Origin of the sequence: Streptomyces sp. NPDC059718, from assembly GCF_042733315.1 — a bacterium.
Classification (GTDB): Bacteria; Actinomycetota; Actinomycetes; order Streptomycetales; family Streptomycetaceae; genus Actinacidiphila.
Genome location: NZ_JBHWGA010000044.1, coordinates 12,980 through 32,108, shown reverse-complemented (window position 1 = coordinate 32,108; position 19,129 = coordinate 12,980). Strand labels below are relative to the sequence as shown.

The window sequence follows — 19,129 nt, the reverse complement described above, 5'->3', positions numbered from 1 at the left end:
GCGGCCCGCCCGGCGTGCGGTTTCTCCGGGCGGACTACCATCAGCCCATGACCCGCGTACTGCTCGCCGAGGACGACGCATCCATCTCGGAACCGCTCGCACGCGCGCTGCGCCGCGAAGGGTACGAGGTCGAGGTGCGCGAGGACGGACCCGCGGCGCTCGAAGCCGCCCTGCTCGGCTCCTTCGATCTTCTGGTGCTCGACCTGGGGCTGCCCGGAATGGACGGGCTGGAGGTGTGCAGGAGGCTGCGCACCGAAGGCCATGGCTTCCCGGTGCTGGTGCTCACCGCCCGCGCCGACGAAGTGGACACGGTGGTCGGCCTGGACGCCGGCGCCGACGACTACGTGACCAAGCCCTTCCGGCTGGCCGAGCTGCTGGCCCGGGTGCGCGCGCTGCTGCGGCGCGGCACCGCCGAGGCCCAGCATCCCTCCACCCAGGGCGTGCGGATCGACGTCGAGTCGCACCGCGCGTGGATGGGCGACGAGGAACTGCAGCTCACCGCGAAGGAGTTCGACCTCCTACGGGTGCTGGTGCGCGACGCCGGCCGGGTGGTCACCCGGGAGCAGCTGATGCGCGAGGTCTGGGACACCACGTGGTGGTCCTCCACCAAGACCCTGGACATGCACATCTCGTGGCTGCGCAAGAAACTCGGCGACGACGCGGCGGCCCCCCGCTACATCTCCACGGTGCGCGGTGTCGGCTTCCGGTTCGAGAAGAACTAGCACGCCCGGGGCCCTCGCGGTCTGAGACGCTTCACTCATGCGCCGCCGTCTCATCCAGTCCACGCTCGCCGTGGTGCTCGTCGTCATCGCCGTCTTCGGTGTCTCCCTCGTCCTGGTGGAGGCCCGGACGATCGAGAACAGCGCCAAGGAGAGCGTGGACTCGGAGGCGGTGCGGCTGGTCGGCATCGTCGAGAGCAGGATGATCGGCGAGGAGCGGATCAGCCGCGAGGTGCTGGCCCAGCAGATCGCCCCCGGGCGGTACGCGCTGGTGCAGATCCCGGGGGCGGACCCGATCACCATCGGCACCAGGCCCACGGGCCAGGTGATCTCCTCCCGGCAGACCGGCGAGCAGGGCGAGATCGTCACCGTCGAGGAGTCCCGCAGCAAGGTCAGCCAGGAGATCGGCCGCACCCTGCTGATCATCCTCGCGGTGGCGCTGCTGGCGGTGCTGGCCGCCGTCGTGCTCGCGGTGCGCCAGGCGCGCCGGCTCGGCAGCCCGCTGACCGACCTCGCGGAGACCGCGGAGCGCCTGGGCTCGGGCGACCCGAGACCGCGCCACCGGCGCTACGGGGTGCCGGAGCTGGACCGGGTCGCCGACGTGCTGGACCGCAGCGCCGAGCGGATCGCCCGGATGCTGACCGCCGAGCGGCGCCTGGCGGCCGACGCCTCCCACCAGCTGCGGACGCCGCTGACGGCGCTGTCGATGAGGCTGGAGGAGATCATCGCCACGGCCGAGGACGAGGACGCCGTCAAGGAGGAGGCGACGATCGCACTCGGTCAGGTGGAACGGCTCACGGACGTCGTGCAGCGGCTGCTCACCAACGCGCGGGACCCGCGGACCGGCTCGGCGGTCGTCTTCGACATCGACGACGTGATCAAGCAGCAGGTGGAGGAGTGGCGCCCGGCGTACCGCAGCGCGGGCCGGGCCATCACCTCCGCGGGCAAGAAGCGGCTGCGCGCGGTCGGCACCCCCGGGGCGGTGGCCCAGGTGCTGGCGACGCTGATCGAGAACGGGCTGATGCACGGCTCAGGCACGGTCGCGATCTCCACCCGGGTCACCGGGACGCAGGTCGTGGTCGAGGTCACGGACGAGGGCCAGGGCGTGCCGCCGGAGCTGGGGGCCCGGGTCTTCGAGCGCACGGTCAGCGGCCGCAACTCCACCGGCATCGGCCTCGCCGTCGCGCGCGACCTGGCCGAGGCCGACGGCGGCCGGCTGGAGCTGCTGCAGCAGCGTCCTCCGGTCTTCGCGCTCTTCCTGGCAGGGGAGGACCGGGCCACCCGCGGGAGGGGCGCGGAGAAGCGTTAGGGCGCCTCAGCGCGCGGAGGACCGGGCGCCGTGGGTTCCGGTCCGGGCGCCGGGGGTCTCGGTCCCCTTGGCGACCAGGAACGATTCTGCTTCCTGCACCGTCTCGCGGACGGGCAGCGCCTTGAACACCCAGGAGCGGTAGGACCAGAAGCGGAACAGGGTCGCCACGCCGATGCCGATGAACTTGAAGACGTTGCTCTGCAGCGGGCTGTCCCAGCCGAAGGCGTAGGTCGCCGTGTAGAGCACCCCGTTCTCGATCACCAGGCCCACCGCGCTGAACGCCAGGAAGAGGGTCAGCTCGCGGGTACGGCCCGACTTGTCGCGGTCACGGTAGGTGAAGTAGCGGAAGCCCACGTAGTTGAAGACGATCGCGACGACGGTCGCGATGATGCTGGCCCGCACGACCTGGAGGTCGGTGACGTGCCGGACGAGGTTGAAGACCCCGATGTTGACCAGGACCCCCGCCCCGCCGACCGCCCCGAACTTGGCGATCTCGCGGGTCATCGCGGTCAGCCGGTTCCGCAGTCCTGCGCGGGTGCTGGACCCGGTCGCACCGTCCATGTGATCGTTCGGCCCCGTCTGTGTCTGGTCAGTGACCTTCATGCTATCCGGGCCCCCCGCGGGACGGCGGTCGGTGCGACATTCGTGCCCCGATATCCTGGTGACTGTGACATTCCCGGTAGTCGGCATGATCGGCGGCGGCCAGCTCGCCCGTATGACCCACGAGGCGGGCATCCCCCTCGGCATCAGGTTCAAGCTCCTCAGCGACACGCCCGTGGACTCCGCGGCCCTGGTCGCCGGGGAAGTCGTGGTGGGCGACTACCGCGACCTCGACACGTTGCGCGCGTTCGCCGCCGGCTGCGACGTGATCACCTTCGACCACGAGCACGTCCCCACCGAGCACCTGCGGGCGCTGGAGGCCGACGGCATCGCCGTCCGCCCCGGGCCCGACGCGCTGGTGCACGCCCAGGACAAGGGCGTGATGCGGGCGAAGCTCGACTCGATCGGCGTGCCCTGCCCGCGGCACCGCATCGTCTCCGGCCCGGCGGACGTGACGCGCTTCGCCGAGGAGGGCGATGGATACCCCGTCGTGCTCAAGACGGTGCGCGGCGGCTACGACGGCAAGGGCGTGTGGGTCGTCCGCGACGAGGCCGGCGCCGCCGAGCCGTTCCGGGCGGGCGTGCCGGTGCTGGCCGAGGAGAAGGTCGACTTCGTACGGGAGCTGGCGGCCAACGTCGTGCGCTCCCCGCACGGGCAGGCGGTCGCCTACCCGGTGGTGGAGTCCATCCAGGTCGACGGCGTGTGCGACACGGTGATCGCGCCGGCGCCCGAGCTGCCGGAGGCCCGGTCGGCGCAGGCCCAGCAGCTCGCGCTGACCATCGCCAAGGAGCTGGGCGTGGTCGGTCACCTCGCGGTGGAGCTCTTCGAGACCCGGGACGGCCGGATCCTCGTCAACGAGCTGGCCATGCGTCCGCACAACAGCGGCCACTGGACCCAGGACGGCGCCATAACCTCGCAGTTCGCCAACCACCTGCGCGCGGTGCTGGACCTGCCGCTGGGCGATCCGCGCCCGCGCCAGCCGTGGACGGTGATGGCCAACGTGCTCGGCGGCGACTACCCCGACATGTACGCGGCGTACCTGCACTGCATGGCCCGGGACCCGCAGTTGAAGATCCACATGTACGGCAAGGACGTGAAGCCCGGCCGCAAGGTGGGCCATGTCAACACCTACGGCGACGACCTGGCCGAGGTGCGCGAACGCGCCCGGCACGCCGCCGACTACCTGCGAGGGACGATCCAAGAGTGAGCAATCCCGCTGGGCCGCTGGTCGGCATCGTGATGGGTTCCGACTCCGACTGGCCGGTCATGGAGGCCGCCGCCCAGGCGCTGGACGAGTTCGAGGTGCCGTACGAGGTCGACGTCGTCTCCGCGCACCGCATGCCGCGCGAGATGGTCGCGTACGGCGAGCAGGCCGCCGAGCGCGGCCTCAAGGCGATCATCGCGGGCGCCGGCGGCGCGGCGCACCTCCCCGGGATGCTGGCGTCGGTGACGCCGCTGCCGGTGATCGGCGTGCCCGTACCGCTGAAGTACCTGGACGGCATGGACTCGCTGCTGTCCATCGTGCAGATGCCCGCCGGCGTCCCGGTCGCCACGGTCTCGGTGGCCGGCGCGCGCAACGCGGGCCTGCTGGCGGTGCGCATGCTCGCCGCGCACGACGCCGAACTGCTGGAGCGCATGCGGCACTTCCAGGACGAGCTGAACCAGCAGGCCACCGAGAAGGGCAAGCGCCTGCGTGCCAAGGTGGAGGGGTCGGCCGGCTTCGGTTTCGGAGGGAAGAAGTAGTCCATGGACCTGCTCGCACGCGCACAGGAGCTGCTCACCGCCCACCCCGTGGTGGACGGCCACAACGACCTCCCGTGGCGCTTGCGCGAGCAGGTCCGCTACGACCTCGACCGGCGGGACATCGCCGGTGACCAGTCCGCCCACCTGCACACCGACATCCCCCGGCTGCGGGCGGGCGGCGTCGGGGCGCAGTTCTGGTCGGTGTACGTCCGCAGCGACCTCACCGGGGGCGACGCGGTCGTCGCCGTCCTGGAGCAGATCGACTGCGTGCTGCGGCTGGTCGACCGTCACCCGGACGCCCTGCGCCTCGCGGTGACCGCGGACGACATGGAGGCCGCCCGCGCCGAGGGCCGCATCGCCTCCCTGATGGGCGCCGAGGGCGGGCACAGCATCGCCAACTCCCTGGGTGTGCTGCGGATGCTGTACACGCTGGGCGTGCGCTACATGACGCTCACCCACAACGACACCATCGACTGGGCCGACTCGGCCACGGACGAGGCGCGGCACGGCGGCCTGACCGCCTTCGGCGAGGAGGTCGTCCGCGAGATGAACCGCCTCGGCATGCTCGTCGACCTCTCCCACGTCTCCCCCGGCACGATGCGGGCGGCACTGCGGGTCAGCGAGGCCCCGGTGCTCTTCTCGCACTCCTCCTCGCGCGCCGTCTGCGACCACGTCCGCAACGTCCCGGACGACGTCCTGGAGCAACTGCCCCGCAACGGCGGCGTCGCGATGGCCACCTTCGTGCCGCAGTTCATCCTGCCGGCGGCCGCCGAGTGGATCGTCGGCGCGAACGAGAACATGAAGGCCCGCGGTCTGCACCCGCTCGACCAGTCCGCCGAGGCCCAGGCCGTCCAGGAGGCCTACGCGGCCGGCCACCCCCGGCCGGTCGCGGACATCGGCACCGTCGCCGACCACCTCGACCACATGCGCGAGGTCGCCGGTGTCGACCACCTCGGCCTCGGCGGCGACTACGACGGCGTCGTCCACCTCCCCGAGGGCCTCGGCGACGTCTCGGGGTACCCGCGGCTGTTCGCCGAACTCCTGCGCCGTGGCTGGTCCGAGGACGACCTCGCGAAGCTGGCGTGGCGCAACGCGGTCCGGGTGCTGCGCGACGCCGGGTCGGTGGCGGAGGGTCTGCGGGGCCAGCGCGGGCCGTCCAACGCCTCGATCGAGGAGCTGGACGGCCCCACCGCGCGGTAGCCGGTGCGCCCCCCGGGTCAGCGCCGCAGGCGGCTCCACGGGGTGAAGGTGAAGACCGCGCCGCCGAGGAGGAGCACGGTCCCCGCGACGAGGGCGAGGGCGTGCAGGGAGGCCCGGTCGGAGGAACCGGTGTCGGCGAGGCCGCCGGAGGTCCCGGTCGTGCCGCCCGACGTGCCGGACGACCCGCCGGAACCGCCGGTGATGCCGCCCTCCTGGCCGGTGACGTCCAGGGTCAGGGAGACTCCGGGGTCCTCGGTGGGCGTGCAGGTCGTGGTGGTGCCGAGGGCCTCGACGGTCAGCACGCCCGGGGTGAGGGTGGCCTGCCCGTCGTGGGCGGGTGTGTACCTGCCGGTGAGGTCGGGGATCTCGATGGGGTCGCCCGCCTTGATGGGGTCCTTGTTGGTGGGGCCTTCGACGGCGACCTCGCCCTGGTCCACGCCGCCGACCTCGACCTTCATGGAGGGTTTGACGGAGTCGGCGGGTATGTCGGCGGGGCTGTCCATCACGGACTCGCCGAAGTGGACGGTGAGGTCGTAGGCGCCGCCCTTCTCCTCGGCGTCGATCTGCACGGGCGAGACCGCGCTCTTGTCGCCGATCGGGGTCTTGCAGGCGTAGGAGACGTCGACCTCCTTGCCGGTGTGGGAGGTTCCGCCGGTGGCGGTGCCGCTGGGGGTGGTGCTCGGGGTCGTCGTGGGGGTGGTGCTCGGCGTGGTGGTGGGGGTCGTGGTCGGGGTGGTCGTCGGGGTGCCGGTACCGCCGCCGTCCGCGGTCACCTTGATCGTCGCGGCGACCGGGACGGTGCCGGTGGGCACGCACGTGGTGTCCGTGGAGAAGGCGTTGATGGCGTAGCCGCCGGGGGTGAGCGTCACGTCGCCGGGTGCGGTGAGCTTCAGCGTGCCCTTCATGTCGGAGAGCTTCATCTCGCTGTTCTTGGGGATCGCCGGGTTCTCGCGCGGCCCCTCGACGGCCAGGCTGCCGCTCTGGGCGCCGGCGACGGTGATCTCGCCGGACGGCTTGACGCTGTTCGCGGGGAGGTCGATGAGGTCCGGGTTCTTGGAGGCGGCCTGGGTGAACTTCCAGACCACCTCGATCTCGTCGCCCACCGCGGCCGTGGCGGGCGCGCTGATGTCGGCCTTGGTGGTCCCGTTGACCTTGGGCAGGCCGGAGGCCGCGGGCGGGGTGCACTCGGTGGCGTACGCGACTTCGGCGGCCGCGGCCGGGAGGGCCGCGGCGAGGACGCCCGCACCGCTGAGCATCAGGGCGAGGCCGACGGCGGTGGCGGCCCGGGATCGTCGGTGGGTCACGTGTGGTTCCTTTCGTGGCGGTGGGCGGTGCCGTCCGTCCATGGGGTGGCCTCAGCGGTGCGGTGCTGCGGCTGGTGGTCGTGGCTGAACCACGGCAGGGCGGGCGCCGGGCCGGCCGGCGGGACGGCGGGCGGTCCCGCAGGTCCCGGGGCAGGCGGGCGGACCCGGTTGACGACGGCCATGCAGAGCCGGAAGAGCACGGCGGGCACGACGACGCAGAGCAGGAGCCAGAAGAGGGTCACGCCCCAGGGGCGCGGGACGTCCCAGGGCTCGGTCACCAGCACCTTGCCCCCGTGCTCCAGGGTCACGGTGTAGTCGCCGTGGGCGCCGGCCGCCAGCTCGACGGGCAGCTCGACCCGGGCCTTCGTGCCCGGCTGGACGGTGCCGCGCCAGGTGCGCTCCTCCCACTGGGGCCCGAAGAGCCCGTGGGAGGTGCCGACCCGGAAGACGGGGTCCTTGGCCGGACCCGTGCCGAGGTTGCCGACGGTGAGCACCAGGCGCCGGCCGGGCGGGGCGCCGAACCAGGTGAGCAGGCCGTTCGAGCCGTCGAGCCGGGCGCTGAGCACGGCGAGCCGGCCGTCGCCGGTGCGCTCGGGCAGCGGGGCGGTCGGGTGGCCGGCGACGACGAAGGGCGCGTCCACCACCGTGTGCTCACCGGTGACGGTGGCGACGTGGACGACGCACGGGCAGGGCTCGGGCGGCTCCGCGACCGGCATCGCGCGGCGGAAGGCGCCGTGGGCGTCGGTGGTGACGGCCCGGCCGTACGCGTTGGCACAGGAGTTGGTGCCGCCGATCGCGTTCTGCCCGCAGATCAGCAGCGTGAGCAGGGTGTCCGGCCGCCAGCCGGTGCCCCGTACGGTGATGTCGCCGCCGGCGCCGGCCTGCTCGGGACGGACGGTCACGGCCGGGCCGGGAGCCGCCGCGGCGGGGGCGGGGGCGCTCAGGAGGAGCAGCGCGAGGAGGCAGAGGGCCGCCGCGGGGATCCGGTGGGTGCGCCGTCGCATGGGCCTCACGCCGTCCTGCCGCCGACGGTCGCGCCGGTGGCGCCGGGGTCGTCGGGTCCGCCGCCCGCGCGGGCCGCGAGGTCGGTGCGGCCGGCCTCGTACGGCTCCTCCCCCGCCGCCGGGTCCGTCTGCGCCGCCCGGCGCCGCGCGCGGATCCGCACCAGCAGGACGGCCAGGCCCCCGAGGAGGGCCAGGGCGAGGCCCACGGCCGCCCAGGGCACCGCGAGGAACGAGGCGCCGGCGGTCTCGTCGACGTCGGCGCGTACCGCGGTGACGCGCAACCGCACGCCGACCCGGTCGAACTGCGGGGCGCCCGCCCAGGGCTCGGTGAGCTCGACGCGCTGGCCGGGCAGCAGTTCCAGGGGCAGGGTGCGTGCCGGACGGTCCAGCAGCGTGCGGCCGAACAGGCCCCGCGCGGTGACGGCGAGCCGCGGGGTGAGCGAGACGTTGCCCCGGTTCACGAGGGTGTAGCGGATGGTGGCGTGGCTGTCGCCGGTGCCGGGGAACAGCGGTCCGCCGTGGCCGACGGTGACGTGCTCCACGGACAGGGCGGCGAGGCCGGGTCCGGCGACGCGCAGGTAGACACGGGCCCCGACGGCCCTGCGCACGCCCACCCGTACGTCGCCCGGGGCGGCGCCGACCCGGGTGTCGAGGGCGACGATCGCACCGGGGTGGTCGCCGGGCGAGGCGTCGGCGGGGACGGTGACGGTGAAGGGGATGTCGGCGCGGGTGCGGGCGGGGATGGTGATGCTGCTCCGGGCCAGCCGTACCCAGGAGCCGACGTCGGTGTTCTCCTCGTCGGCGCCGCGCACGGCGAAGCCGCCGTCGCGCGGGGTGTTGTAGGCGTCGGCGCCGTAGAGCCGGAAGGTCATCGGCTCGCGCGAGAGGTTGGAGACGGAGACCTTGTCCCGGAGCGTGGTGCCGGGGCCGGCCTCCAGGGTGAAGAAGGGCCGCTCCTGGGCGGTGGGGCTGCGGTCCTTCGCCCCGGCGGCCGGGGCCGGGAAGACCGACCAGCGGCCGTTGTCCGCGGCGAGGGCGGCGGGAGCGGATGCCGCGCCGAGGCCGAGGAGACCGAGGAGGACGAAGAGGACGAGGAGGACGGTCGGGAGCGCGCCGGACGCCCTGGCTCCGGCCCTGGCTCTGGTCATGGCGGCGCTCCCTCGCGGTCCGGTGGTGGGCCGGTCGCGGCGGCCGGCCCACCCGAGCTATCTGACTGTGCGTCAGGTGAGCGTGAGGGTCAAGACTCCGGAGTAGCTTCCCGTGGCGGAGAACGCGGGCACGTCCAGCGACAGCCCCGCGTCCACGGTGAACTCGCCGCCGGTCAGGGTCCCGTCGGACGCCTGGGCCAGCGTCGCGCCCGCGCTGCCCACGGTGCCGGCGGAGCCCGCCGCACAGGTGCTGGGACTGCCGGACGCCGCGACGCACGCGGGCTGCCAGCTGAGCCGGTCGGCGCCGATGAGCGCGCCGCCGGGCCCCTTGAAGTCGGTGACCTTGCCGGTGAGCGACCAGCCCGTGCTCCCGCCGCGGAAGTCCTTGACGGTCACGGTCCGCAGTGCGCCCGTGGAGGGGCCGCCCTCGCCGAAGTCGACGGGGGTCATCTCGACGGTGTCCCCGGCCTGGGTCATCGACAAGGTGCCCGCCTTCACCGAGGTGGTGAGCTTCTGACTGCCGGGCGGCGGCGGGGTGGTGTCGATGACGGTGTAGGCCACCGGCCCGGCGGCGGTCGCCGGGTCGTACCCGCCGCCCTCGAACGCGACGATGCCGGTGGTGTCGAGGTCGCCGACGGCCAGCGTCGCGCTGAAGGCGCCGGAGCCGTCGGCCGTGGCGGAGGTGAACTCACCGGTGGCGGTGGCACCCTGGACGCCCGCGACGGTCACGGCGGCGCCCGCGGTGAAGCCGGTGCCCGTGACCGTGACCTCCGCCCCGATCGGTCCGGAGGAGGAACCCAGCGCGATGTGGCGGCCGTTGGGTGCGGCCACGGTGACGGTCTCGGCGACGGGGGCGGGCGGGTTGAGCACGGTGCAGGGGGTGTCGGCCGAGATGCCGTAGTCGGAGTGGACGTTGTAGTCGCCCGGGGTGAGGGTGATCTGACCGGGCGCGGTGACCGTGAAGGTGCCGGTGATGGTGAAGTTCGGGAAGTCGGCACCGGCCGGGATGACCGGGTTCTCCTTGGGGCCGACGAGGGTGAGCTCCTGCGTCTGCGCACCGCCGAGCCGCACCTTGACGGTCGGGGTGATCTGGTCCTCGGGGATGGGGAGGTTGAAGCTGCTGGTGTTGGCCATGGGGCCGTCCAGCACGTAGGTGACGGTGACCGTGTCGCCGACCTGCGGGGTCGTGTCGCTCACCGAGATGTCGGCGACGGTCGGCCCGTCGAACGGCGGGATGCCGGAGATGCCCGGCGGAATGCAGTGCACCTGGAAGGTGGAGGTCGCCGCGGCGACGGGCCCGGCAAGGAGGGTCCCGCCGCCCAGTGCGAGGGCGAACGCCCCGAGCACGGCGGCGGACCTCCGTCTCCATAAGGCGCCATTGCGAGGAAACGCGATCATTTTGCACCTCTTGATCACTTTTCTGGTACAGAGTCCCTTTCTGTACCGCCGACGGTCATTGACGTCCGGCGATCAAGAGAAGTCAATGCGAAAGCCTGACCGAATTTGACGGACCGTCAGATACGGTGTCCTGGACGGCGGGTCAGCCAGAGCACGCCGGCGGCGCCCAGGAGCAGGACGGTGCCACCGAGGGTGCCCAGGGCGACGGCGCCGTCCTCGGGCCCGGTCTGCGGCAGGGACTCGCCGCCGGATCCGCCCGAACCGCCGGAGGCGGAGCCGCCCTTGGACCCGGCCGCCGCGGTGACGTCGAGGGTCAGCGAGGGCCCCGGGCCGTTCCCCGGGGTGCAGGTCGTCGTCGTACCGAGGGCCTTGATGGTGAGCACCCCCGCGGTGAAGGTGACCTTGCCGCTCCCGCGCGGGACGTAGGTGCCCGACAAGTCGTTGATCTTGATCGGGGTGTTGGCGGGCACGGTCGCGGCGTTCGCGGGACCCGCTACCTTGAGCGACCCGCTGTCGGCCCCGCCGAGGGTGATGAGGGCACTCGGATTCATGGCGCCCTTCCCCAGGTCGACAGGACTGGAGGAGACGCCCTTCCGGAACGACATCACGATCCTGTAGCCCGACCCCGACTTGGCGGCGGTGATGTCGATGGGCGAGACGGCGCTCTTGTCGCCGATCGGGGTCTTGCAGTCGTACGTGACGTCCACGACCTTCGCGTACGCGGCCGGGGCGCTGCCGAGGACGGCCGCCGCCGCCATGACGGCGCCGACGGTCGACACCGCGGCCGCTTTGCGCTTGGGGAGCGACACCGGATGTCTCCCTTCCCCCAGAAGTTACTGACGGACCATCAGATGTGGCGCGACAGTACGCCCGTCAGGGAGAGAGGGGAAGAGATCCGGCTCAGGCCGGGGCGGCGACCTCGGCCCAGACCGTCTTGCCCGGCCGGCCGTCGGCGTGGCGTACGACCCCCCAGTCCAGGCAGAGCCGCTGCACTATGAACATCCCGTGCCCGCCCGGCCGTCCGGCCCGGTGCGGGGTCCGCGGGGCGGGACTGCCGGAGCCGCCGTCGGCGACCTCCAGGCGCAGCGCCTTGGAGTGCCGGAACAGCCGCAGTTCCTCGGGACCGCCCGCGTGCAGGCAGGCGTTGGTGACCAGCTCGGACACCACCAGCAGGACGTCCTCGGCCGCCGCGCGGCGGTCCGCGGTCTCGGCCGGCAGCCAGCCCCAGTCGTAGAGGGCCTGGCGGGTGAAGTCGCGGGCGCTGGGCACCACGCCGGCCACGTCGGCAAGGGAAAGCCGCCGTGTCTCAGCGTCCTGGGCGCCCTGGCCGCGCGGCGGCAGAGCCGCATCGCCCGGATCCGGGTCGCGGTCGTCGGCCGTAGGGGGCCGCGTGGTGCTCATCAGCGCCTCCACTCACCGATGTCCGCCAGTGTCCGAAGTGATCCCGAGGTCTCTCCTGCCCGGGCCGCTCCGGTGAACACCTCCGGATGCGGACGAAACAGGGCGTGCCACAACGCCCCCCGTGGGGAGCCGCTGCGGAGGGTCACTCCTTGAGCGCGTCGTCCAGGGTGTCGTGGACGGTGAACACGGCCTCGGCCCCGGTGATCGCGAAGACCTTGGCCACGGCCGGCTTCATCCCGGCCAGATGGACCGCCCCGCCCGCGGCCTCGGCCTTCAGCCGGGTGCCGAGCAGGACGTTGAGTCCGGTGGAGTCGCAGAACTCCAGATGCGTGCAGTCCACCACGAGGGTGCCGAAGCCGTCCTCGATCAGTTTGTCGAGCGGCTCGCGCAGCAGGTCGGCGGTGTGGTGGTCCAGCTCACCGGCAGGTGCCACGACCGCCTTCGTGCCGTACCGCTGCACGGAAACGTGCAGCCGGTCCCGTCCGGCCGTGTCGACCATCTCGCGGTCCATGCACACTCCTCCCGGACGACTCGGCGATCCGCATCTCGCACCCTACGCGCTTCCTGATCAGGGCGGTAGTCGCTCCGGCGGCGGCCCGGAGATCGACGACCGCCGGGTTGCAATATCCGCGTCGAACGGGGTAGGCGTTGAGTGTGGGCTGAATTTCACGCTCCGCTTGCCCTGCCGCCGCACCGAGGAGGAGAGCATGGCATCCCGGCTCGACGCGCGCGACGCGTCGGCGACCACCGAGGCCAGCGTCCACGAGGAACACGGAACACCGGAGGGCCTGGAGGACCTCCCGGAGATCCCGCCCTTCGACGAGGTGGGTCCGGTCGACGCTCGGGCCCTGTCCAAGACGCTCTTCCAGCGGCTCGAGACGCTGGAGGAGGGCACCCCCGAGTACAGCTACGTACGCAACACCCTGGTCGAGCTCAACCTCGCCCTGGTGAAGTTCGCCGCCTCCCGGTTCCGCTCCCGCAGCGAACCCGTCGAGGACATCATCCAGGTGGGCACGATCGGGCTGATCAAGGCCATCGACCGCTTCGAGCTGAGCCGCGGGGTCGAGTTCCCCACCTTCGCCATGCCGACGATCATCGGCGAGATCAAGCGCTTCTTCCGCGACACCTCCTGGTCCGTGCGGGTCCCGCGCCGGCTCCAGGAGCTGCGGCTGGACCTGGCCAAGGCCGGTGACGAGCTCGCGCAGCAGCTGGACCGCGCGCCGACCGTCGCCGAGCTGGCCGACCGGCTGCAGATCACCGAGTCCGAGGTCGTCGAGGGCATGAGCGCCAGCAACGCGTACACCGCGAGCTCGCTGGACGCCCAGCCCGAGGAGGACGACTCCGAGGGGGCGCTCGCCGACCGCATCGGCTACGAGGACCACGGTCTGGAGGGGATCGAGTACGTGGAGTCCCTCAAGCCGCTGATCGCCGAGCTCCCGGCGCGCGACCGGCAGATCCTCTCGTTGCGCTTCGTGGGCAACATGACACAGTCCGAGATCGGTGAGGAGCTGGGCATCTCCCAGATGCACGTCTCGCGGCTGCTCAGCCGCACCCTCGGGCGGCTGCGACGGGGGCTGCTCGTGGAGGAGTGACCCGCTCCCCCTCCCCGGCACGGCGCGGTGGGCCCGGTGAGAGTTCCCTCTCACCGGGCCCGGCCTGTTGTCGGCCCGGACGTCTGTCACCAGCGCGGCCGCACGCACCGCATGCGGCGCGGATCACGTCGCCGCGCGCACCCCGCGCCGCCACACGGCGGACACCAGCGGCACACCGGGCCGGTAGGCGAGGTGGACGTGCGACGGGGCGTCCAGCACCAGCGCGTCGGCCCGCGCGCCGGGCGCGAGCCGCCCGACGTCGTCCCGGCGCAGCGCCAGCGCCCCGCCCAGGGTCGCGGCCCGCACCGCCTCGTCCGGGGTCATCCGCATGTCCCGTACGGCGACGGCCACGCAGAAGGGCATGGAACTGGTGAAGGAGGAGCCGGGGTTGCAGTCCGTGGACAGCGCGACGGTGGCGCCCGCGTCGATCAGCCGCCGCGCGTCGGGGTAGACGGCGCGGGTGGAGAACTCGGCGCCGGGCAGCAGCGTCGCGACCGTGCGGCTGCTGGCGAGCGCGTCGACGTCGGCGTCGGTGAGGTGCGTGCAGTGGTCGGCGGAGGCCGCGTCCAGCTCCACGGCGAGCTGCACGCCCGGACCGTGGCCGAGCTGGTTGGCGTGCACCCGCGGGACCAGACCGCGGGCGGCACCGGCGGTGAGGACGGCGCGGGCCTGGTCGCCGTCGAAGGCACCGCGCTCGCAGAAGACGTCGACCCAACGGGCGTACGGGGCGCAGGCGTCGAGCATGGGGCCGGTGACCAGGTCGACGTAGCCGGCCGGGTCGTCGGCGTACTCGGGGGCGACGATGTGCGCGCCGAGGAAGGTGACCTCGTCGGCGTGGTCGCCGGCGATGCGCAGGGCGCGGGCCTCGTCCTGCGGGGTGAGGCCGTAGCCGGACTTGGTCTCGATGGTCGTGGTGCCCTGGCGCAGCGCCTCGGCGACGTAGCGGGCGACGTTGGCGTGCAGCTCCTCGTCGCTCGCGGCCCGGGTGGCGGCGACGGTGGTGCGGATGCCGCCCGCGGTGTACGCCTGGCCCGACATGCGGGCGTTGAACTCGCGGGTGCGGTCGCCGGCGAAGACCAGGTGCGAGTGGGAGTCGACGAAGCCGGGGATGACGGCCCGGCCGGCCGCGTCGTACGACTCGTCCGCGGCGGGCGCCGCCGCGGAGGGGCCGACCCAGGCCACGTGCTCGCCGTCGATGACGAGCGCCGCGTCCTCCAGCAGCCCCAGCGGGCCCTCGCCGAGCGCCGGGTCGTTGGTGACCAGGCTGCCGATGTTGGTGATGACGCTGCTGCTCATGACGGGCTTCCTTCGGCGGCGGGGACGGCGGAGATCGCGGCGGCCAGGGCCGCGCCCACGTCGTGGACGAGCTGGTGCGCGCCGTCGCGCACGACGTGGCGGCCGCCGACCACCGTGTGGCGGACGTCGGCGCCGGTGGCCGCGAAGACGGCGGTCTCGGCGCCGAGCCGGGCCGGGGGGCCCGCGGTGCGCGCGCTGTCCAGCGCGATCGTGGTGAAGTCGGCGAGCGCCCCCGCCTCCAGTCGCCCGGCGTCGGCCCAGCCCAGGCCGGCGTGGCCGTCCGCGGTGGCGGCGCGCAGCAGCTCGGCGGCGGTCCAGTGGCCGCGGGTGCGGGTGCGCAGCCGCTCGTCCAGCTCCATGGCCCGCGCCTCCTCGAACAGGTCGATCACGGCGTGGCTGTCGCTGCCGAGGCTGAGCGGGCTGCCCGCCTCCTGCAGCCGCCTGGCCGGGCCGATCCCGTCGGCGAGGTCCCGTTCGGTGGTGGGGCACATGCAGATCGTGGTGCCGGAGCCGCCGAGCAGCGCGATGTCCTCGTCGGTGAGGTGGGTGGCGTGCACGGCCGAGGTGCGCGGCCCGAGCACACCGTGGTCGGCGAGGAGCCGGGTGGGGGTGACGCCGTGCGCCGCGAGGCAGGCCTCGTTCTCGGCGGGCTGTTCGGACAAGTGGACGTGGAGCGGCGCCTGGCGGTCCTCGGCCCAGCGCACGACGGTGGCCAGTTGGTCGGCCGGGACCGCGCGCACCGAGTGCACGGCCGCGCCGATCCGCGCGTGGGGCCGGTCGGCGAGGGCGGACGCGCGCTCGGCCCAGCCCTCGGCGTCGCCGTCGCCGAAGCGCAGCTGGTGCGGTTCGGGGGCGGCGCCGAAGCCGGAGGAGAGGTAGACGGTGTCGAGGAGGGTGATGCGGATGCCGGCCTCGTCCGCGGCGGCGATCAGCGCCTCGCCCATGGCGTTGGGCTCGTCGTAGGGGGCGCCGCCGGGCCGGTGGTGCACGTAGTGGAACTCGCCGACGCAGGTGATGCCCGCCAGGGCCATCTCCGCGTACACGGCGCGGGCGAGGTCGAAGTAGCTGTCGGGGGTGAGCGCGGCCGCGACCCGGTACATGACCTCGCGCCAGGTCCAGAAGGTGCCGCTGCCCTGCTGCACCGTGCCGCGCAGGGCCCGGTGGAAGGCATGGCTGTGGGCGTTGGCCAGCCCCGGCAGGGTGAGCCCGCGCAGCGTCACGGCGCCGACGGGCGGCGCGGCGGCCCCGGTGCGCAGGTCGGCGATCCGGCCGTCGGCGGCGGTGTCGACGACCACGCCCCGTTCGACACGGCCGCCGGTCCACGCGTACTCGGCCCAGTAGCTCTGCGGCGTCAGCGACACGCCAGGCCCTCCAGTACGTCGGCGAGTGCGGTCACCCCGGCCAGGCAGTCGTCCTCGGTGGCCGTCTCGGCCGGGGAGTGCGAGACCCCGGTGGGGTTCCGTACGAACAGCATGGCGGTCGGGACGGCCTCGGAGAGGATGCCGGCGTCGTGTCCCGCCCCGGTCGGCAGCACGGGGACGTCCCCCAGCAGCTTGACGAGCTCGTCGCGCAGGCCGTGCGCGAACTCCACGACCGGGGTGAAGGACTCCCGGGTGACCTCGACCCGGACGCCGTCGCGCTCGCCCCGCTCGACCGCGGCGCGCTCGATCTCGCCGACGACCTCGGCCAGGGTGGCCTCGTCGGCGGCGCGCGAGTCCAGCCAGCCCCGCACGAGGGAGGCGATGGCGTTGACGCCGTTGGGTTCGACGCCGACCTTGCCGAAGGTGGCCAGCGCGCCGGCCAGCCGGGCCTTCTTGCGGGCGGCGAGCACCGTGTTGGCGTACGTCAGCATCGGGTCGCGGCGGTCCTCCAGGCGGGTGGTGCCCGCGTGGTTGGCCTCGCCGTGGAAGTCGAACCGCCAGCGGCCGTGCGGCCAGATGGCGGAGGCGACGCCGACCGCGTGCGGGGTGTCGGCCAGGAAGCGGCCCTGCTCGACATGGAGCTCGACGAACGCGCCGATACGGGCGAGGCGTGCGGGGTCCGGGCCGATCGCCTCGGGGTCGTGCCCGGCCCGCTCCATGGCCTGCGCCAGGGTGACTCCGTCGCCGTCGCGCAGCGCGTGGGCCTTCTCGGCGGTGAGCTGTCCCGCGGTCAGCCGGGAGCCGACGCAGGCCAGCCCGAAGCGGGCGCCCTCCTCGTCGCCGAAGTTGACGATCGCCAGCGGCTTGGCGGGCGCGGCGCCGCGGGCCCGCAGCTCGTCCAGCGCCGCGAAGGACGACACGACGCCCAGCGGCCCGTCGAAGGCACCGCCGTCGGGCACCGAGTCCAGGTGCGAACCGGTCACCACGGCGTCCCCGGCGGCGGGATCACCCAGCCAGGCCCACTGGTTGCCGTTGCGGTCCAGCTCGTACGCCAGGCCCCGGCTCTCGGCCTGCGCCTTGAACCAGGCGCGGCAGTCGGCGTCCGCGCCGGTCCAGGCGTGGCGGCGGTAGCCGCCGGAGCCGGAGTCGCGGCCGATGGGCCGCAGCTCCGTCCACATCTCGTGGAACGAGGAGGTCACGCCTCCCCGCCTTCGACGCCCTCGCCGCCCTCGCGCATGGGCACGCGCACACCGCGCTCGGCGGCGACCTCGTCGGCGCGGTCGTACCCGGCGTCGACGTGCCGGATGACGCCCATGCCCGGGTCGTTGGTGAGCACGCGGCGGATCTTCTCGCCCGCCAGCTTGGTGCCGTCGGCGACGGTGACCTGGCCGGCGTGGATGGAGCGGCCGATGCCGACGCCGCCGCCGTGGTGGATGGAGACCCAGGAGGCGCCGGAGGCGACGTTGACCATGGCGTTGAGCAGCGGCCAGTCGGCGATCGCGTCGGAGCCGTCGAGCATGGCCTCGGTCTCGCGGTACGGGGAGGCGACGGAGCCCGCGTCGAGGTGGTCGCGGCCGATGACGACGGGCGCGGCCAGGGTGCCGTCGGCGACCATCTCGTTGAAGCGCTCGCCGGCCTTGTCGCGCTCGCCGTAGCCGAGCCAGCAGATGCGCGCGGGCAGGCCCTGGAAGTGGACCCGCTCACCGGCCATCTTGATCCAGCGGGCCAGCGACTCGTTCTCCGGGAAGAGCTCCAGGATCGCCTTGTCGGTCTTGGCGATGTCGGCCGGGTCGCCGGACAGCGCCGCCCAGCGGAAGGGGCCCTTGCCCTCGCAGAACAGCGGGCGGATGTAGGCCGGGACGAAGCCGGGGAAGGCGAACGCCCGGTCGTAGCCCGCGAGCTGGGCCTCGCCGCGGATGGAGTTGCCGTAGTCGAAGACCTCGGCGCCCGCGTCCATGAAGCCGACCATGGCCTCGACGTGCTGCGCCATCGCCTCGCGGGCGCGCTGGGTGAACTCGGCGGGCTTCTCGGCCGCGTACGAGGCCATGTCCTCGAAGTCGACGCCGATCGGCAGGTACGCCAGCGGGTCGTGGGCGGAGGTCTGGTCGGTGACGACGTCGATGGGCGCGTCCATGGCGAGCAGTTGCGGCACCAGCTCGGCCGCGTTGCCCAGGACGCCGATGCTGAGCGGCTTGCGCTGGTCGCGGGCCTCGGTGGCGAGGGCGAGCGCGTGCTCCAGGGAGTCGGCGCGCACGTCCAGGTAGCGGTGCTCGATGCGGCGCTCGATGGCGCGCGGGTCGCAGTCGATGCAGATGGCGACGCCGCCGTTCATGGTGACGGCGAGCGGCTGGGCGCCGCCCATGCCGCCGAGACCGGCGGTGAGGGTGATGGTGCCGGCCAGGCTGCCGCCGAACTTCTTCTCCGCGACGGCGGCGAAGGTCTCGTAGGTGCCCTGCAGGATGCCCTGGGTGCCGATGTAGATCCACGAACCGGCCGTCATCTGGCCGTACATGGTCAGGCCCAGCGCCTCCAGGCGGCGGAACTCCTCCCAGGTGGCCCAGTCGCCGACGAGGTTGGAGTTGGCGATGAGCACCCGCGGCGCCCACTCGTGGGTCTGCATCACGCCGACCGGGCGGCCGGACTGGACGAGCATCGTCTCGTCCTGCTTGAGGCCCTGGAGGGTGCGCACCATCGCGTCGAAGGACCGCCAGTCACGGGCGGCCTTGCCGGTGCCTCCGTAGACCACGAGCTTCTCGGGGTGCTCGGCGACCTCGGGGTCGAGGTTGTTCTGCAGCATGCGCAGTGCGGCTTCCTGCTGCCAGCCCTGTGCGGTGAGCGCGCTGCCGCGCGGTGCGCGTACGGTCCTCGGTCCGGCGCCGGTTCCGGTCATGCCCCTGCCTCCTCGCGACTGGATTGAGTCATTCACATCCTTGCCTCCTGAATAGCACTAGTCAACCGGGGCGACGTGTCTCCGGCGCGCCCCGCGGAGACGCGTCCGGGTCACGTTCCCCACGGGCAGGTCGTACCCGCCGGGGGCCCGTCCGTCACGGGCCC

At 73.3% G+C, this 19,129-nt stretch carries 18 protein-coding genes; 6 read left to right on the top strand and 12 right to left on the bottom strand.

Translation table 11 applies throughout. The features are described from left to right. The first annotated feature begins 47 nt into the window (after positions 1 to 47). Complete coding sequence (locus ACFV3E_RS35775) at positions 48 to 722, top strand: response regulator transcription factor (protein WP_018559726.1); 675 nt, start codon at positions 48 to 50, stop codon at positions 720 to 722. Positions 723 to 759: 37 nt separating this feature from the next. Further along, the gene (locus tag ACFV3E_RS35770) at positions 760 to 2,028 is read left to right on the top strand and encodes a sensor histidine kinase (protein WP_499512184.1); all 1,269 of its coding nucleotides are present in this window, start codon (positions 760 to 762) and stop codon (positions 2,026 to 2,028) included. 6 nt (positions 2,029 to 2,034) lie between these two features. On the opposite strand, the gene ACFV3E_RS35765 is transcribed toward ACFV3E_RS35770, so the two are convergent. Beyond that, positions 2,035 to 2,589, bottom strand: a complete 555-nt coding sequence (locus ACFV3E_RS35765) for a GtrA family protein (protein WP_500369074.1) — start codon at positions 2,587 to 2,589, stop codon at positions 2,035 to 2,037. Between the two features lie 106 nt (positions 2,590 to 2,695). Here ACFV3E_RS35765 and ACFV3E_RS35760 point away from each other — a divergent pair, with 106 nt between their 5' ends. Genes ACFV3E_RS35760 through ACFV3E_RS35750 form a run of 3 tightly spaced genes read left to right on the top strand, consistent with a single transcriptional unit; the run spans position 2,696 to position 5,571 of the window. Next, the gene (locus ACFV3E_RS35760) at positions 2,696 to 3,835 is read left to right on the top strand and encodes a 5-(carboxyamino)imidazole ribonucleotide synthase (protein WP_500538992.1); all 1,140 of its coding nucleotides are present in this window, start codon (positions 2,696 to 2,698) and stop codon (positions 3,833 to 3,835) included. 32 nt (positions 3,836 to 3,867) lie between these two features. Then, entirely contained in the window at positions 3,868 to 4,371 is a 504-nt protein-coding gene (gene purE, locus ACFV3E_RS35755; RefSeq protein ID WP_361797940.1) for a 5-(carboxyamino)imidazole ribonucleotide mutase, read from the top strand. A gap of 3 nt (positions 4,372 to 4,374) precedes the next feature. Further along, entirely contained in the window at positions 4,375 to 5,571 is a 1,197-nt protein-coding gene (locus ACFV3E_RS35750) for a dipeptidase (protein ID WP_500538990.1), read from the top strand. Between the two features lie 17 nt (positions 5,572 to 5,588). On the opposite strand, the gene ACFV3E_RS35745 is transcribed toward ACFV3E_RS35750, so the two are convergent. The 7 genes from ACFV3E_RS35745 to ACFV3E_RS35715 all read right to left on the bottom strand — a co-directional run bounded on the left by ACFV3E_RS35745 (position 5,589) and on the right by ACFV3E_RS35715 (position 12,337). Further along, positions 5,589 to 6,827 (bottom strand): hypothetical protein, encoded by a 1,239-nt coding sequence (locus tag ACFV3E_RS35745; RefSeq protein ID WP_500539055.1) that lies wholly within the window; start codon positions 6,825 to 6,827, stop codon positions 5,589 to 5,591. 44 nt (positions 6,828 to 6,871) lie between these two features. Next, positions 6,872 to 7,879 (bottom strand): hypothetical protein, encoded by a 1,008-nt coding sequence (locus tag ACFV3E_RS35740; RefSeq protein WP_500538988.1) that lies wholly within the window; start codon positions 7,877 to 7,879, stop codon positions 6,872 to 6,874. A 5-nt stretch (positions 7,880 to 7,884) separates the two neighbouring features. Next, positions 7,885 to 9,027 (bottom strand): DUF916 domain-containing protein, encoded by a 1,143-nt coding sequence (locus ACFV3E_RS35735; RefSeq protein WP_500538986.1) that lies wholly within the window; start codon positions 9,025 to 9,027, stop codon positions 7,885 to 7,887. A 72-nt stretch (positions 9,028 to 9,099) separates the two neighbouring features. Further along, entirely contained in the window at positions 9,100 to 10,425 is a 1,326-nt protein-coding gene (locus ACFV3E_RS35730) for a beta-xylosidase (RefSeq protein WP_500538984.1), read from the bottom strand. Between the two features lie 116 nt (positions 10,426 to 10,541). Continuing rightward, a complete protein-coding gene (locus ACFV3E_RS35725; protein WP_500539053.1) occupies positions 10,542 to 11,183 on the bottom strand; it encodes an LPXTG cell wall anchor domain-containing protein in 642 nt (213 codons plus the stop codon). Positions 11,184 to 11,325: 142 nt separating this feature from the next. Beyond that, the gene (locus ACFV3E_RS35720) at positions 11,326 to 11,826 is read right to left on the bottom strand and encodes an ATP-binding protein (RefSeq protein WP_500369063.1); all 501 of its coding nucleotides are present in this window, start codon (positions 11,824 to 11,826) and stop codon (positions 11,326 to 11,328) included. Positions 11,827 to 11,968: 142 nt separating this feature from the next. Further along, on the bottom strand, positions 11,969 to 12,337 hold the full coding sequence (locus tag ACFV3E_RS35715; RefSeq protein WP_500369061.1) for an STAS domain-containing protein: 369 nt from the start codon (positions 12,335 to 12,337) through the stop codon (positions 11,969 to 11,971). Between the two features lie 196 nt (positions 12,338 to 12,533). Between ACFV3E_RS35715 and ACFV3E_RS35710 the strand changes: the two genes are divergently transcribed. After that, a complete protein-coding gene (locus ACFV3E_RS35710; protein ID WP_500369059.1) occupies positions 12,534 to 13,418 on the top strand; it encodes an RNA polymerase sigma factor SigF in 885 nt (294 codons plus the stop codon). A 123-nt stretch (positions 13,419 to 13,541) separates the two neighbouring features. Here ACFV3E_RS35710 and hutI read toward each other — a convergent pair whose 3' ends face one another. Genes hutI through hutU form a run of 4 tightly spaced genes read right to left on the bottom strand, consistent with a single transcriptional unit; the run spans position 13,542 to position 18,965 of the window. Then, entirely contained in the window at positions 13,542 to 14,714 is a 1,173-nt protein-coding gene (gene hutI, locus ACFV3E_RS35705) for an imidazolonepropionase (protein WP_500538982.1), read from the bottom strand. Then, positions 14,711 to 16,069, bottom strand: a complete 1,359-nt coding sequence (locus tag ACFV3E_RS35700; protein WP_500539051.1) for a formimidoylglutamate deiminase — start codon at positions 16,067 to 16,069, stop codon at positions 14,711 to 14,713. The genes hutI and ACFV3E_RS35700 overlap by 4 nt, the downstream gene beginning before the upstream one ends. Then, complete coding sequence (locus ACFV3E_RS35695; protein WP_500538980.1) at positions 16,066 to 17,274, bottom strand: allantoate amidohydrolase; 1,209 nt, start codon at positions 17,272 to 17,274, stop codon at positions 16,066 to 16,068. Before ACFV3E_RS35695 ends, ACFV3E_RS35700 begins: the two co-directional genes overlap by 4 nt. Beyond that, entirely contained in the window at positions 17,271 to 18,965 is a 1,695-nt protein-coding gene (gene hutU, locus ACFV3E_RS35690; protein WP_500538978.1) for a urocanate hydratase, read from the bottom strand. Before hutU ends, ACFV3E_RS35695 begins: the two co-directional genes overlap by 4 nt. Positions 18,966 to 19,129 lie beyond the last annotated feature (164 nt).

What these genes read in the sequence shown, in the direction of transcription:
- ACFV3E_RS35775 (WP_018559726.1), top strand. Translation starts at nt 48, where the DNA reads ATGACCCGCGTACTGCTCGCCGAGGACGACGCATCCATCTCGGAACCG.
- ACFV3E_RS35770 (WP_499512184.1), top strand. Translation starts at nt 760, where the DNA reads ATGCGCCGCCGTCTCATCCAGTCCACGCTCGCCGTGGTGCTCGTCGTC.
- ACFV3E_RS35765 (WP_500369074.1), bottom strand. Translation starts at nt 2,589, where the DNA reads ATGGACGGTGCGACCGGGTCCAGCACCCGCGCAGGACTGCGGAACCGG.
- purE (WP_361797940.1), top strand. Translation starts at nt 3,868, where the DNA reads ATGGGTTCCGACTCCGACTGGCCGGTCATGGAGGCCGCCGCCCAGGCG.
- ACFV3E_RS35750 (WP_500538990.1), top strand. Translation starts at nt 4,375, where the DNA reads ATGGACCTGCTCGCACGCGCACAGGAGCTGCTCACCGCCCACCCCGTG.
- ACFV3E_RS35745 (WP_500539055.1), bottom strand. Translation starts at nt 6,827, where the DNA reads ATGCTCAGCGGTGCGGGCGTCCTCGCCGCGGCCCTCCCGGCCGCGGCC.
- ACFV3E_RS35740 (WP_500538988.1), bottom strand. Translation starts at nt 7,879, where the DNA reads ATGCGACGGCGCACCCACCGGATCCCCGCGGCGGCCCTCTGCCTCCTC.
- ACFV3E_RS35735 (WP_500538986.1), bottom strand. Translation starts at nt 9,027, where the DNA reads ATGACCAGAGCCAGGGCCGGAGCCAGGGCGTCCGGCGCGCTCCCGACC.
- ACFV3E_RS35730 (WP_500538984.1), bottom strand. Translation starts at nt 10,425, where the DNA reads ATGATCGCGTTTCCTCGCAATGGCGCCTTATGGAGACGGAGGTCCGCC.
- ACFV3E_RS35725 (WP_500539053.1), bottom strand. Translation starts at nt 11,183, where the DNA reads ATGGCGGCGGCGGCCGTCCTCGGCAGCGCCCCGGCCGCGTACGCGAAG.
- ACFV3E_RS35720 (WP_500369063.1), bottom strand. Translation starts at nt 11,826, where the DNA reads ATGAGCACCACGCGGCCCCCTACGGCCGACGACCGCGACCCGGATCCG.
- ACFV3E_RS35715 (WP_500369061.1), bottom strand. Translation starts at nt 12,337, where the DNA reads ATGGACCGCGAGATGGTCGACACGGCCGGACGGGACCGGCTGCACGTT.
- ACFV3E_RS35710 (WP_500369059.1), top strand. Translation starts at nt 12,534, where the DNA reads ATGGCATCCCGGCTCGACGCGCGCGACGCGTCGGCGACCACCGAGGCC.
- hutI (WP_500538982.1), bottom strand. Translation starts at nt 14,714, where the DNA reads ATGAGCAGCAGCGTCATCACCAACATCGGCAGCCTGGTCACCAACGAC.
- hutU (WP_500538978.1), bottom strand. Translation starts at nt 18,965, where the DNA reads ATGACCGGAACCGGCGCCGGACCGAGGACCGTACGCGCACCGCGCGGC.